This window comes from Pseudothauera hydrothermalis, assembly GCF_003345255.1.
Lineage (GTDB): Bacteria > Pseudomonadota > Gammaproteobacteria > Burkholderiales > Rhodocyclaceae > Pseudothauera > Pseudothauera hydrothermalis.
In genome coordinates this window covers 142,642-155,995 of sequence record NZ_CP029331.1, presented here as the reverse complement: position 1 = coordinate 155,995, position 13,354 = coordinate 142,642, and the positions used below count along the sequence as shown (strand labels likewise).

The window sequence follows — 13,354 nt, the reverse complement described above, 5'->3', positions numbered from 1 at the left end:
CGTCTCGACCTCAACACATCCAAACACCCGATAGCCATGCTGCGGCTGCGCCCTTTGCTTTTTGTAGCTGTCTGCTTGCTGACCGTCTGTCGCGCCACCATAACGGCAGCCGGTAATCTACCTGCCAGCGTTCGGCAAGCGCTGGAGGGCGCAGGCGTGCCGCTGGCCGACACCGCCATCTGGGTTCATGCCATCGATGGCCGCACACCTACACTCTCGATCAATGCCGAGCGACCGATGAACCCCGCTTCGGTGATGAAACTGGTCACCGCTTTCGTGGCGCTGGAGCGCCTGGGGCCGGCCCATACCTGGATCACCCGTATCGGCACCGATGGCCCGCTCCGCGAAGGCGTGCTCCACGGCAATCTTTACTTGGTTGGCGGTGGCGACCCGGTGTTGAGTTTCGAGCGGCTGTGGAAGATGTTGCGCCAGGCGCGCGCCTTGGGGGTGGAGCGCATTGCCGGAGACATCGTGCTCGACGGCTCGGCGCTGAGCTTGCCCCCGCACGACCCGGACGCCTTCGATGGCCGCGGCCTGCGTCCCTACAACGCCGGGCCGCATGGCTTGCTGCTCAATGACAGCACCCTGCGCCTCACATTGGTACCGGGCGCAAAGCCCGGCGAGCCGGTTGCGCTGGCCGCCGATCCGCCGCTGGCCGGTCTGACCATCGATAACCGCATCCTCACCGCCGACGGCAGCTGTGGGGTGTGGTACCAGGCACTCGAGGCCCGCGTCGCGAGTACGCCTGACGGGCTCCGCCTGGCGCTCGACGGGCGCCTGCCGGCCAGTTGCGGAAGGCGCAATTGGGGCGTGGCGCCTCTACCCAGCGCACACTACGGGGTCGCGCTGGTGACCGCACTGTGGTCCGAGGCCGGCGGTCGCCTGGACGGCCGGGTGCATGCCGCGCAGGCGCCGGCTCAGATGAAAGTATTGCTGACCGAAGAGTCCAAACCGCTTGCCGACGTGGTGCGCGACATGAACAAGTGGTCAAACAATCTGATTGCCCGCCAACTGCTGGCTACGCTGGGGGCCTCGGCCATCGGTGCGCCGGACATGGTAAGCGGCGGCGCACAGGTCGCCCGCGCGCAACTGGCCGCAGCCGGCGTCCGCACCGATGACTTGGTGATCGAAAACGGCGCGGGTCTGTCGCGCACCGCGCGCATCCGCGCCGACACGCTCGGTCAATTGCTGCTGGCCGCCTGGCAGCGCCCATGGATGCCGGAATTCATCGCCGCGCTGCCGCTGGCCGGGGTGGATGGCACAGCGCGCCGCCGTCTCACCGGCAGCCCAGCCAGCGGCTATGCGCATATCAAGACGGGCACGCTCAACGGCGTGCGCGCAATGGCCGGCTATGTGCTCGACCGCCACGGCCGCCGTCATGCGGTGGTGATGATGGTCAACCACCCTCAGGCGCAGGCCAGTCAGGCTGCGCAGGATGCGTTGCTCGAATGGATATGGGCCGGCCATTGACGCCGCCTTGGCCCAGGGTCATAGCCCCAAATCCCCCCAGATGGCATCCACCCGCGCCTTGACTGCTGGGTCCATGACGATCGGCCGCCCCCACTCCCGACTGGTTTCGCCCGGCCATTTATTGGTGGCATCCACTCCCATCTTGGAGCCAAGTCCGGCCACCGGGCTGGCAAAATCGAGGTAGTCGATTGGGGTATTGTCGACCAGCGTAGTGTCGCGGATGGCATCCACCCGGGTGGTCATCGCCCAGATCACCTCGGGCCACGAGCGGATGTCTACATCGTCGTCCACCACGATGATGAATTTGGTATACATGAACTGGCGCAAAAAGCTCCAGATGCCGAACATCACCCGCTTGGCGTGCCCTGGGTACTGTTTTTTGATGCTGACCACCGCCAGCCGGTAGGAGCAGCCTTCCGGCGGCAGATAGAAGTCGACGATCTCCGGAAACTGACGCTGCAAAAGCGGCACAAAGACCTCATTAAGCGCCACCCCCAGCATCGCCGGCTCGTCTGGCGGCTTGCCGGTATAGGTGGAGTGGTAAATCGGCTGGCGACGCATGGTGATGCGCTCGATGGTCAATACCGGAAAGTCGCTGACTTCGTTGTAGTAGCCGGTGTGATCGCCATAGGGGCCTTCCGGCGCCATGTCGTCCGGGTAGATCACGCCTTCCAGCACAATCTCGGCGGAGGCCGGCACCTGCAAATCCGAGCCGAGGCAGGTGACCAGCTCAGTCTTGGCGCCACGCAGAAGTCCTGCAAACTGATATTCGGACAAGGTATCCGGCACCGGTGTCACCGCACCCAGGATGGTGGCCGGATCGCAGCCCAGCACCACCGCCACCGGGAAGGGTTCGCCGGGGTGAGCCTGCTGGTGCTCGCGGAAATCCAGCGCGCCGCCGCGATGCGCCAGCCAGCGCATGATCACCCGGTTCGGCCCCAGCACTTGCTGGCGGTAGATGCCCAGATTCTGGCGCTTTTTGTGCGGCCCGCGGGTCACCACCAGACCCCAGGTAATCAAAGGCGCGGCATCGCCCGGCCAGCAGTGCTGGATCGGCAGCTTGGCAAGATCCACCGCATCGCCCTCCCACACTACTTCCTGGCAGGGCGCCGAACGCACCGCCTTGGGCGCCATATTGAGCACTTGCTTGAACACCGGCCACTTCTCCCAGGCGTCCTTCAGACCCTTGGGCGGCTCGGGCTCTTTGAGGAAGGACAAGAGCTTACCCACTTCGCGTAGCGGGGTACGCCAATCGCCATCGCGCACTTCCTCACCCATACCCATGGCAACCCGCTCGGGCGTACCGAAGAGGTTGGCCAGCACCGGAATCGCCTGCGGCACACCACGGGTCACCGGCTGCTCGAACAACAAAGCCGGTCCACCGGCGCGCAGCACCCGGTCGGCGATCTCGGTCATCTCGAGATGGGTGTCGACCGGCACCCGGATACGCTTAAGCTCGCCGCGCGCCTCCAGTTGAGCGATGAAGTCGCGCAGATCATGGTATTTCATACTGCACACCGAAAAAAGAGTCAGGCCCACCAGAGAACTGGCGGGCCTGACGGTTCAACGCTCTTCCTACTACAAGAATTAGGGATTAATGGTGAGCGTCACGGTTCTGTTTACCACAGTGGTTCCCTGCGTTGCGGTCAGCACCACGGTATACACACCCGCAATGGTTGGCGTACCGGAAATCACCCCGGTTGCCGACGCAATGTTCAGCCCAGCCGGCAAACCGGTTGCGCCCCAGGTAATCGCGCCGCCCGAACCACCGGTTGCGGTCACAAAGGTGACATAGCTCGACCCAACGTTACCGCTCGGCAAGGAACTGGTCGCAATCTGCAGCGGAGCAGGCGCAGGATCCGGCGCGGCAGTGATCGAAATCGTAAACACAGCCTGTGCAGTCTGCTGCAAGGTTGCCGAATCCCGCACCTGCAGGGCAAAGCTGTACGGACCATCGACCGAAGGCGTACCGTAGATGATACCGTTGGGCGACAGGCTCAGGCCGGCAGGCAGGCTGGAACCCGGGACCAAAGACCAGACGTAGGGCGGCACACCTCCGGAAGCCTGGACAAGGGCGGCATACGACTTGCCTTCTGTGGCATCGGGCAGCGCGCCGGCGCCCTGGATCGCCAGCGCCTGCATGCCGACCGAGGCGACCACCGGCACTGCAACGATATTCGACACGACTTCGGTGATACCGTTATCCACATTGTTGTCGGCCCGATCCGACAACACTTCGACCAGCACGGAACCGGTCGAAGCACCACTGACCAGGGTAAAAGCGGCCTGGCCGCTGACTGAGCGGGCCTTCACCCAGGTATTGTCACCGCCGGTACCGCGCAGCTTGGCGTCGTCATCGGCCGTGCCGGCGGTGGGTACGATACGTGCGTACAGGTTGTTAACACCGGGAGCCGGGTTGGGTACTGCAGCCCCGGCATCGTCTAGAACCTGCGCCTGCAGCAGAATCTGCGTCGTCTGGCCAATGCCCTGCACGAAGAGATAGGCCGGGTCCGCCGCATTGACGACGACCTGCGACGGTTTGCCGGTGGCACGCCCCACCGTCACATTGATACTCGCCTCCCGCTGGGTGCCATTGTCGTCCACAGTACAACGCACGGTAGCCGTGCCCGGCGTATTGGTTGCGTGCAGGTGAAAACTTGCTGCGCCGGCATTGGCGCCAAGCACCACAGACCTCGAAGGCTTGGGATTGCCATCGTCGTCCTCTTCATCGGTGCCATCGAGTTTGTATAGGACCGCAGAATCCAGGCCGCCGACCACATTGCAGGTGAAAACACCCTCCCCGCCCGGAATGAGATCGCCGGTATTTTCGCGTTTGGCAGAGACATACAACGTGGTTGTATAAGGTGAATTGACCCCGATCCCCGGTCCAACCCCCATGATATTGGTCGGCAGCTCGGTTTTATCCGCCCTCAACGAGACCTTGTACGCTCCCGGACCGCCGCTACTGCTGCCGCCACCGCCGCCGCCACACGCCACCAGCGCTCCGGCCACTGCGGTCAGCGCAAGCCCCTTGACAACCCGAATGCTTGAAAAATGCACAATCGACTCCCTGAAAATTTCATCACTTGCGGACCACTCAGCCCGCCGGAATAAACGCGGACCAAATTCAACCGCATATCCCGCGCCATTGCAACTTGAATGCAAACGTCGCCATTGCGCGTGTGCTAACGGCATGCGTTGATGGCATTGCAGGTCTCCTGCGCTGCGCGGCGCGCGGCAACCGCGAAGTCTTGGCCCTGGCTGGCGTAGAGGATGGCACGAGAAGAATTGATGATCAGCCCGCAACCATCGGCCGTACGCCCGGCCGCCACCGTGGCGGCGATGTCGCCGCCTTGCGCGCCGATGCCCGGCACCAAGAGCGGCAGCTCGCCGGTGAGCGCGCGCACCCGGGCGATTTCGGCCGGAAAGGTGGCGCCCACCACCAGGGCGCAGTTGCCGTTAGCGTTCCATTCCTCGGCCACCAGGCGGGCCACGCGCTCAAAGAGCCGCTCGCCGCCAGCATCCAGGCATTGCAGATCCGCCCCGCCGGGGTTGGAGGTACGGCACAGCAGGATCACGCCCTTGTCGCCATAGGCCAGGTAAGGCTCCACCGAATCCCGCCCCATGTAGGGGTTCACGGTGATGGCATCGGCCTTGAACCGTTCGAAGGCTTCCAGCGCGTATTGCGCGGCAGTGCTGCCGATGTCGCCGCGCTTGGCGTCGAGAATCACCGGCACCGCCGGGTGTTGGGTGTGGATGTGCTCGATCAGCGCCTCGAGCTGGTCCTCCGCACGGTGCGCGGCAAAGTAGGCAATCTGCGGTTTGAAAGCACAGACCAGATCCGCCGTGGCGTCGACGATCTCGCGGCAGAATTCGAAAATCGCCTGTGGGCGGCCGGCAAGATGCGGCGGAAATCTACCCGGATCGGGGTCCAAGCCCACGCACAGCAGGCTGTTACGCTGCCGCCAGGCGGCTTTTAGAGCGGTCATGAAATGCATGAGATTGTCCTGTTTGGTTTGGGGCGGATGACAGCCTGTGCCGCTGTCGGGCAGGCGGGGTGCAGCGGTGACACCGGTGCGTTTAGGCGGTCCACCCGTAGTCGGCCGCCAACGCGGCAAAGATCGTCGCGCCCACCCAGTTGTTGTGCAAGAAGGCTTTGAAGCACAAGTGGCGCTCTCGCCCCCGGATCAGCGTGTAGTGGTAGAACGCAATGCCGCCGGCCGCCACCAGCCCGGCAAAGAACACCGGCCCGCGCCCGGCGGCCACACCGACCGCGGCCAGCAGCCCGAACGCGGCCGCGTAGCACAGCATGACGGCGGCCACGTCGAAACGGCCGAAAGTGATCGCCGAGGTATGGATGCCGATCTTGAGGTCGTCCGGACGGTCGACCATGGCGTATTCGGTGTCGTAGGCCACCGCCCAGAACACGTTAGCGGCAAGCATCAGCCAGGCAATCGGCGGCACGTCGCCGCGCACCGCGGCAAAGGCCATCGGGATGCCGAAACCGAAGGCGATGCCCAAGTAGGCTTGTGGAATCGCAAAAAAGCGTTTGGTATATGGGTAGCTTGCGGCCAGCAACAGCGCCGGCACCGACAGCCATAACACCAGTGCCGGTAGCGGCAGGATCAGCACGAAGGCCGCCAGCGTGAGTCCGGCGGCCAGCCCCAGCGCCTCGCGCGTGCCCACCGCACCGGTGGCCAAAGGCCGCATCCGGGTGCGCTCGACATGGCCGTCGAAGTTGCGGTCGGCGTAGTCGTTGATCACACAACCGGCCGAGCGCATCAGCACGGTGCCGAGCATGAAAATGGCCAACACCGGCAGTGGCGGCACGCCCTCGGCGGCCACCCACAGCCCCCATAGCGTGGGCCATAGCAAGAGCAGGATGCCGATCGGCTTGTCCAGGCGCATCAGGCGCCAGTAAAGGGGAAAGCGTGCGGTGAGCGTCATGGTGTTCAGGCAGGCAGTTCCAGGATCGCCGGCGCAAAGGCTTCGCTGACCAACAAGGCACGCCCGTTGAGCAGGAAGACCGAACGGCGCGCCCACACACGGGACGGCAGGCGCTGTCCAGCCAGCGCGGCGGCAATGCGATGATAGCGCGCATCGCGCCGGTCCAGGCCGATGCAGGCCAACGGCTGGCGTTCGATGCGCGGATCGGCAAACAACGCCGCCCCCAGCGGGCGTGCCCCAAGACCGTGAAAAAGATTCCAGGCGCCGCGTAAGTGATGGCGGGGCAGCACCGAGCGGGCGAACACCACCGCACGGCCGTCGGCCAGCAGCAGCACTTCTCTGACCCAAGCCAATTCACCCGCGCGCAGCCCTAGTAATTTGGCTTCGTCCCGGTTCGGCCGTTTGAGCCGTTGCGACAGCACCCGCACACCAAAGTCCGCGCAACGCGCGCGAATGCGTGCGGTGAGCGAGCCGGGATCGGTCAGCCAGGGGCGCAGCGCGGCGGCCACGGTGGCGCGCGGCGGATGGCGCAACCAGGTTTCGCGTTGAAGTCGGGTACGCATGGATGCGGTTTGTGAGCGGCGGGCGCATGATACTACCAGCGCCGCCCGGGCGGTCAGGCGCGCAGCAGACCTTCGCGGCCTCCCAGCCAGCGCGCCATCAGCGCCGCGGCGGCCGATGGATGGTCGCGCAGCAGCGTATCGGCCACCTGCCGCGCGGCCTCCAACAGATCGGCGTCGGCCTCCAGGTCGGCGTAACGCAATAGCGGCAACCCGCTCTGGCGCGCACCGACGAATTCGCCCGGGCCGCGAATGCGCAGGTCCTCGCGGGCAATGGCAAAGCCGTCGCTGTGCTCATAGATCACCTTGAGCCGGGCGCGGCCAGCCGGCGACAGGGGCTGAGCATAGAGCAGGATACAAACCGATTCGGCGCTGCCGCGCCCGACCCGGCCGCGCAACTGGTGCAACTGGGCAAGCCCGAAGCGTTCGGCGTGCTCGATCACCATTAGGCTGGCATTGGGCACATCCACACCAACTTCGATCACCGTGGTGGCCACCAACAGATGCAGCTCGCCCGCAGCAAATGCGGCCATGGTGGCGGATTTGTCCGCCGCCTTGAGCCGGCCGTGGAGCAGGCCGATGCGCAGTTCCGGCAGCGCTTCGCACAAGGCGGCGTAAGTCTTCTGCGCGGCCTGCAACTGCAAGGTCTCGGATTCCTCGATCAGCGGGCACACCCAGTAGGCCTGACGGCCGGCCAGACAGGCCGCGCGCAGGCGGGCGATGACTTCGTCGCGCCGTGCCTCCGATACCAACTTGGTGCGTACCGGGCTGCGCCCGGGCGGCAGCTCGTCGAGCACCGAGACATCGAGATCGGCGTAATGACTCATCGCCAGCGTGCGCGGAATCGGCGTGGCGGACATCATCAACAGGTGAGGGCTGATCGCCCCCGCCCCGCCTTTTTCGCGTAAGGCAAGACGCTGACGCACGCCGAAGCGGTGCTGCTCATCGACCACTGCCAGCCCCAGCCGCGGCAGCATCACCGGATCTTCGATCAAGGCATGGGTGCCGACCACCAGGCGCAGCTCGCCGCTTGCCAGCCGGGCCAGTTCGGCTGCGCGAGCGCGCTTGGCCCGGCTGCCGGACAGCCAGGCGACCTCCAGCCCGAGCGGTGCCAGCCAGGCGGCCAGTTTCTGCCAATGCTGCTCGGCCAGGATTTCGGTCGGCGCCATCAATGCCGCCTGCCAGCCGGCATCGACGGCCTGCAGCATGGCCAGTGCGGCGACGATGGTCTTGCCGCTGCCCACATCGCCCATCAGCAGGCGTTGCATTGGGTGCGGCAGCGCCAGATCGGCGCTGATTTCGGCCCATGCACGGCGCTGCGCGCCGGTGAGCGCAAACGGCAGGGCATCGACCAGCGCCCGCACCAATCGGCCGCTGCCGGCCATGGCCGGCGCGGTCTTGGCGCGGCGCGCCAAATAAGCGCGACGCAAGGAGATCTGCTGGGCAAGCAGTTCTTCGAACTTGATTCGTCGCCAGGCCGGATGCTGGCGATCCTCCAACACGCTGGCCGGCACGTCGGGGGGCGGATGATGCAACAGCCGCAGCGCATCGGCAAAGGCGGGCAGACCGAGCGTCCGACGCAGATCGTCGGGCAGATGATCCTCCAGCGGCTGACTGGCCAGTGCGTGGTCGATGAGCCGGCGCAAGGTTGTTTGCGCCACTCCCGCGGTGGTCGGATAGACCGGGGTGAGCGCTTCCGGCAAACCGTCTTCGGCACTCACCGCGCGCACCCGCGGATGCACCATTTCGGCACCGAAGAAGCCGGCACGCACCTCGCCGAAGAGCCGCACCCGTCGGCCGCTGGCAAGCAGCTTTTGCTGCGCAGGATAAAAATGCAGCCAACGTGCCACCAGCGTACCCGAGGCGTCCCGCACCCGCACCACGAGTTGTCGGCGCGGGCGCAGGCTGACCTCGCAAGCGGCCACTTCGCCTTCGACCTGCGCCGCAAAACCCGGTTGCGCGGCAGCAATCGGAGTCAGCCGGGTTTCGTCCTCATAGCGTAGCGGCAGGTGCAGCAGCAGATCGCGCGGATGGTACAGGTCGAGCTTGGCCAGCCGTCCGGCAAGCGCCGCCGTGACCCCCGGCCAGCCGCTCGCCGCCCGATGCGCCATCCGCGCAACTGGGTTCAGCCCAGCACCAGCACGGCGTCGGCCTCGACCAGCGCGCCGCGCGGCAATTCCTTGACGCCCACGGCGGCGCGCGCCGGATACGGCTCATTGAAGTAGCGCGCCATGATCTCATTGACCTTGGCGAAGTTCGACAAGTCGGTCAGGTAAATGTTGAGCTTGACCGCATCGGCCAGCGAGCCGCCGGCGGCCTCGGCCACCGCCTTGAGGTTGTCGAACACCCGCACGGTCTGGGCTTCGAAGCCATCGACCATTTGCATGGTGGCCGGGTCCAGGCCGATCTGGCCAGATAGATAGACGGTGTCGCCGACGCGCACGGCCTGGGAATAGGTGCCGATGGCAGCGGGCGCGTTGGGCGTGGCGATGATCTGACGGGTCATGGCAATGCTATTTGAAAAAATGACGAACAGCAGCACGGCATTTTACGTCCGTGCCCGGTTTGCAAAAACAACGTCCGCGGACAATGGGTGCCGGAGCAGCCCGACGGCCTCAATCCTTGGCGCGCATGACGATATCGCACTCCATTTTGCTGATCACTTTTTGCAGACCGCGGCGGGCATCGACGTTGATCACCAGCGGCGCCATGAAATTGGCGCGCAGCCCGGCACTGGCCGGCGAACCTTCGGCAGCCTCGTCTTTGCGCACGATCACCACCACCAGCGCCTGCTCCGGGCTGCTCAGGCCCAGCGCCGTTTGTTCTTCATCGCTCAGTTTGAATTCGTAGTGAACGCCAAAAGTAGCGGGATCGGCCAGCGAAAACACCACCTCCGGATCGTCGGCGCTGTGCAGCAGCGCCACCCGGTCGGTGCCTTCCTCATGCACCAGCGCAAATCGTTTGCAATGCTCGAAGCCGGGCAGACCGGCAGGGAATTCGATCAATTTGTCTTCGGCGACATCGATGCTGCCAAACTGCGCACTGTCGATCTTCATGCTTCGCTCCTCCCATGTGAATGACTCGGTCAAATGATACGCCGTCCGGCCGTATCAAGGGGTCTGCGCCGACGGCACCACCATGCCGGCCGGCTGCCCGGCCCGCTTGAGCGCGGCCTGGGCGGCTTCTGCCGCAGCACGGTCGGGAAAAGGGCCCAACACCACCCGGCTTTCGATACGGGCGGGAAATCCCAGGCGGGCAAGTTCCGCGCGCAACCGTTCCGCGTTGTCCTGCGCGCCGAACACTCCGAGCTGTAACACCGGGCCGGAAGGCTTGGGCACCAGCACCACCGGCTCCGGTATCGATGGCTGCACGGCAGGGGGCGGCTCGGAAGAGGCAGGCGCAGGGGCGGCACCGACCGGCACACTGGCAACTTCCTGCGCTATTGGCGGCGGAGCCGAATGTTGCGGTGGCGCGACCACGGGCGGGCTTGGCGGTGGTGTAGAGGTTGTCGGCGCAGTCGGCGTGCGTTGCACCACAGCGGGAGGCGTAGCCGGCATCAACCATAGTCCGGCCGCAATCAGCACGGCAGCGGCTGCGGCGATCGCGGCGCGGCGTAGCGGTCGGTGCGCTGCGCCGTGTGCCCGGTCTTTGGCGGTTTTGACGCTCAAACGCCCCTTCATGCGCGCTCTTCCTGGGCGCTGCCGCCTGCGCGGTTCAGGGCGCGGACCAGCTCGGCTTCGGCAACCGAGATGCCGCAGCGCTCGGCAATGGCCTCGGCCTCCAGCCCGCGACGCGCAAGAACCAAAGCTTCGTTGTATTCGGGCGACACACCTTGTCCGGCCAGATTGGCCTCGAACTGCTCACGCAGGGCGTTCATGGCGTCTTTGAGCGCAGCCATCTCAGCCTGTTGGGCCAGTTGCTGCGCCTGCAACCGGGTCAGCTCAGTGCGTAGCTGCTGCAATTCGAGCGCCTGTTGGAAAACTTGCGGGTCAGCTGCCGAGGCAGCCGCCGCAGCGTCAGGCAGAGGTCGCGGCGCATAGTTGAATAAGGACTCATCCACCTCGTCCTCTTCGTCGGTCGGCGCAACACGGTCCACATCCGCGCCCGGTTGCGCAGGCTGCGCCGCACGGGCACGCCGCCGCTCGCGCAGCGCTTGTAACACCTGCCACAGCGCATAGGAGAGCAAAACAACGATCAGCAGCAGGAGCAGTACGCGGATCATCGGTGCTTCAGCCTGCGGCCTTGGTCAGCGCCTGGTCGAGATCCCAAAGGATATCGTCCAGGCTTTCGATGCCAATGGACAGGCGCACCATGTCGGGCGGCACGCCGGCGGCGCGCTGCTCGGCCTCGGAGAGCTGGCGATGAGTGGTCGAGGCCGGATGAATCACCAAACTGCGCGCGTCGCCCACATTGGCCAAGTGGCTGAACATCTGTAGTGCGCCAATGAAGCGTTCGCCCGCCGGCTGGCCGCCGCGGATGCCGAAGGCGAGCACCGCGCCGGCGCCCTTGGGCAGATAGCGGCAGGCCAGCGCGTAATCCGGACTGGCCGGCAAGCCGGGATAATTCACCCAGGCCACTGCCGGATGGTCGGCGAGGAACTCGGCCACCGCCTGCGCATTGGCGACATGGCGGTCCATGCGCACATGCAAGGTCTCCAGGCCCTGCAGCAGCAGGAAAGCGTTGAAGGGAGAGAGCGCCTGACCGAAGGTGCGCAGGGTTTCCATACGCGCCTTCATACTGAAGCCGAAATTGCCGAAGGTCTCGAAAAAGCGCACCCCGTGGTAGCCGTCGGACGGTTCGGTCATCTGCGGAAAACGCCCGTTGTCCCACGGGAAGGTGCCGGATTCGATCATCACCCCGCCCAGGGTGGTGCCGTGGCCGCCAATGAACTTGGTGGCCGAATGCACCACGATGTCCGCGCCATGCTCGATCGGCCGGCACAGGTAGGGTGAGGCCAGGGTGTTGTCGATCACCAGCGGCACGCCGGCTTCCCGGCAGACCTCGGCCACGCCGGCGATGTCGAACACGTTGAGGCTGGGGTTGCCGATGGTTTCGCCATAAACCGCTTTGGTGCGCTCGCCGATCGCAGCGCGAAAATTGGCCGGATCCGAAGGGTCGACGAAGCGAGTGCGAATACCCAGCCGACGCAGGCTGACATCGAGTTGCGAATAGCTGCCACCGTAGAGCGTGCGCGCGGCGACGATCTCATCGCCGGCCTGGCACAGGGTCAAAAAGCAGGTCATCTGCGCGGCCAGCCCGGACGAGGCGGCTAGCGCCGCGCGCCCGCCTTCGAGGGCGGCCATGCGCTCTTCGAACACCGCCACGGTCGGGTTGGCGATGCGCGAATAGACGTTGCCAAAGGTTTGGAGATTGAACAGCGCTGCCGCGTGCTCCGATGAATCGAAGACGAAGGAAGTGGTCTGGTAAATCGGCACGGCGCGCGCGCCAGTGGCCGGATCGGGCTGTTGCCCGGCATGCAAGCACAGAGATTCGAAGCGGTAGCGATGGTCTGGCATGAGCACCGTCGGGCAGCCCGCGCAGGCCGCAGCAATGAATTGCTGGGATAATAACGGCGCCCTCCGGTCAGGACAATGAAGATGAATTTCGATCTTGCGCTGGCGCTGTTCTGGAGCAAGAAACTGTTGGCCGCCGCCTTGCTGCCGCCGCTGGGGCCGCTGCTGCTGATCGCCGTCGGGCTGCTTCTGTTGGGCCGCCACCCGCGCATTGGCCGGGTGCTGGCCTGGTGTGGGGTGGCCATCGCCTTGTTATTGATGACCCCGGCGAGCGTGGGCTGGCTGGCACGCGGGCTGGAGTCCAGCCCGCCGGTGAGCGCCGCGGCGCTGGCCCCGGCTCAGGCCATTGTGGTGCTGGGCGGCGGCAAGCGCGACCATGCACCGGAATATGACGGCGAGACGCTCAACCGGTTGACCTTGGAGCGGGTGCGCTACGCCGCGCGGCTCGCCCGCAGCACTGGCTTACCGCTCCTGGTCACCGGGGGTAAAACCAGCGGGGAACAGGCCGAAGCGGTGTTAATGGCCGCGGCACTCGAGGACGAATACGGGGTCAAGGTACGCTGGATCGAGGGTGCCGCCCGCGACACCCGCGAGAACGCGCGCTTTTCCGCGGCACTGCTGCAAGCGGCTGGCATCCGGACGATTGCGCTGGTCACCCACGCCGCCCACATGCCGCGCAGCCGCGCGGCGTTCGAAGCGGCCGGCCTGAACGTAGTCCCGGCCCCCACCGTCTGGCTGAGCGGGCCGGACGACGGTGTAGCGCTGCTGGATTTTTTGCCCAACGCCAACGCCGCCTTTGCCGGCTGGCTCGCCGCCCATGAGTGGCTGGGGCGGCTGGCCTACCGGCTCAGCCGCTGACAGGGC

General features: G+C 65.6%; 13 protein-coding genes. 2 read left to right on the top strand and 11 right to left on the bottom strand.

Annotation, left to right across the window (positions count from 1 at the left end; translation table 11 throughout):
• Window positions 1-36 precede the first annotated feature (36 nt).
• Window positions 37-1,470, top strand: a complete 1,434-nt coding sequence (dacB, locus tag DIE29_RS00695) for a D-alanyl-D-alanine carboxypeptidase/D-alanyl-D-alanine endopeptidase (RefSeq protein ID WP_114648910.1) — start codon at window positions 37-39, stop codon at window positions 1,468-1,470.
• A gap of 18 nt (window positions 1,471-1,488) precedes the next feature.
• Here the strand turns inward: dacB and ubiD are convergent, their stop codons facing one another.
• The 11 genes from ubiD to DIE29_RS00640 all read right to left on the bottom strand — a co-directional run bounded on the left by ubiD (window position 1,489) and on the right by DIE29_RS00640 (window position 12,493).
• Entirely contained in the window at window positions 1,489-2,979 is a 1,491-nt protein-coding gene (ubiD, locus tag DIE29_RS00690; RefSeq protein ID WP_114648909.1) for a 4-hydroxy-3-polyprenylbenzoate decarboxylase, read from the bottom strand.
• A 78-nt stretch (window positions 2,980-3,057) separates the two neighbouring features.
• Complete coding sequence (locus DIE29_RS00685) at window positions 3,058-4,530, bottom strand: Ig domain-containing protein (protein WP_162860565.1); 1,473 nt, start codon at window positions 4,528-4,530, stop codon at window positions 3,058-3,060.
• Between the two features lie 125 nt (window positions 4,531-4,655).
• Window positions 4,656-5,468, bottom strand: coding sequence for an orotidine-5'-phosphate decarboxylase (pyrF, locus tag DIE29_RS00680; protein ID WP_114648907.1), 813 nt, complete (start codon window positions 5,466-5,468; stop codon window positions 4,656-4,658).
• Window positions 5,469-5,550: 82 nt separating this feature from the next.
• On the bottom strand, window positions 5,551-6,417 hold the full coding sequence (ubiA, locus tag DIE29_RS00675) for a 4-hydroxybenzoate octaprenyltransferase (RefSeq protein WP_114648906.1): 867 nt from the start codon (window positions 6,415-6,417) through the stop codon (window positions 5,551-5,553).
• A 5-nt stretch (window positions 6,418-6,422) separates the two neighbouring features.
• Window positions 6,423-6,980: a chorismate--pyruvate lyase family protein gene (locus tag DIE29_RS00670; protein WP_102040566.1), complete on the bottom strand. Its 558-nt coding sequence runs from the start codon at window positions 6,978-6,980 to the stop codon at window positions 6,423-6,425.
• Between the two features lie 53 nt (window positions 6,981-7,033).
• Complete coding sequence (gene recG, locus DIE29_RS00665; RefSeq protein WP_114648905.1) at window positions 7,034-9,088, bottom strand: ATP-dependent DNA helicase RecG; 2,055 nt, start codon at window positions 9,086-9,088, stop codon at window positions 7,034-7,036.
• Window positions 9,089-9,102: 14 nt separating this feature from the next.
• Window positions 9,103-9,483 (bottom strand): RidA family protein, encoded by a 381-nt coding sequence (locus DIE29_RS00660; protein WP_102043044.1) that lies wholly within the window; start codon window positions 9,481-9,483, stop codon window positions 9,103-9,105.
• A gap of 109 nt (window positions 9,484-9,592) precedes the next feature.
• Window positions 9,593-10,033, bottom strand: a complete 441-nt coding sequence (fliW, locus tag DIE29_RS00655) for a flagellar assembly protein FliW (RefSeq protein ID WP_102040564.1) — start codon at window positions 10,031-10,033, stop codon at window positions 9,593-9,595.
• 54 nt (window positions 10,034-10,087) lie between these two features.
• On the bottom strand, window positions 10,088-10,348 hold the full coding sequence (locus tag DIE29_RS14510; RefSeq protein WP_158640266.1) for an SPOR domain-containing protein: 261 nt from the start codon (window positions 10,346-10,348) through the stop codon (window positions 10,088-10,090).
• A gap of 305 nt (window positions 10,349-10,653) precedes the next feature.
• Window positions 10,654-11,199 carry a DUF2802 domain-containing protein gene (locus tag DIE29_RS14665; protein ID WP_205409753.1) on the bottom strand — a complete coding sequence of 182 codons (546 nt, stop codon included), beginning with the start codon at window positions 11,197-11,199 and terminating at the stop codon, window positions 10,654-10,656.
• 7 nt (window positions 11,200-11,206) lie between these two features.
• The gene (locus DIE29_RS00640; protein WP_102040562.1) at window positions 11,207-12,493 is read right to left on the bottom strand and encodes an O-acetylhomoserine aminocarboxypropyltransferase/cysteine synthase family protein; all 1,287 of its coding nucleotides are present in this window, start codon (window positions 12,491-12,493) and stop codon (window positions 11,207-11,209) included.
• 81 nt (window positions 12,494-12,574) lie between these two features.
• Here DIE29_RS00640 and DIE29_RS00635 point away from each other — a divergent pair, with 81 nt between their 5' ends.
• Window positions 12,575-13,348 (top strand): YdcF family protein, encoded by a 774-nt coding sequence (locus tag DIE29_RS00635; RefSeq protein WP_102043042.1) that lies wholly within the window; start codon window positions 12,575-12,577, stop codon window positions 13,346-13,348.
• Window positions 13,349-13,354: the final 6 nt, after the last annotated feature.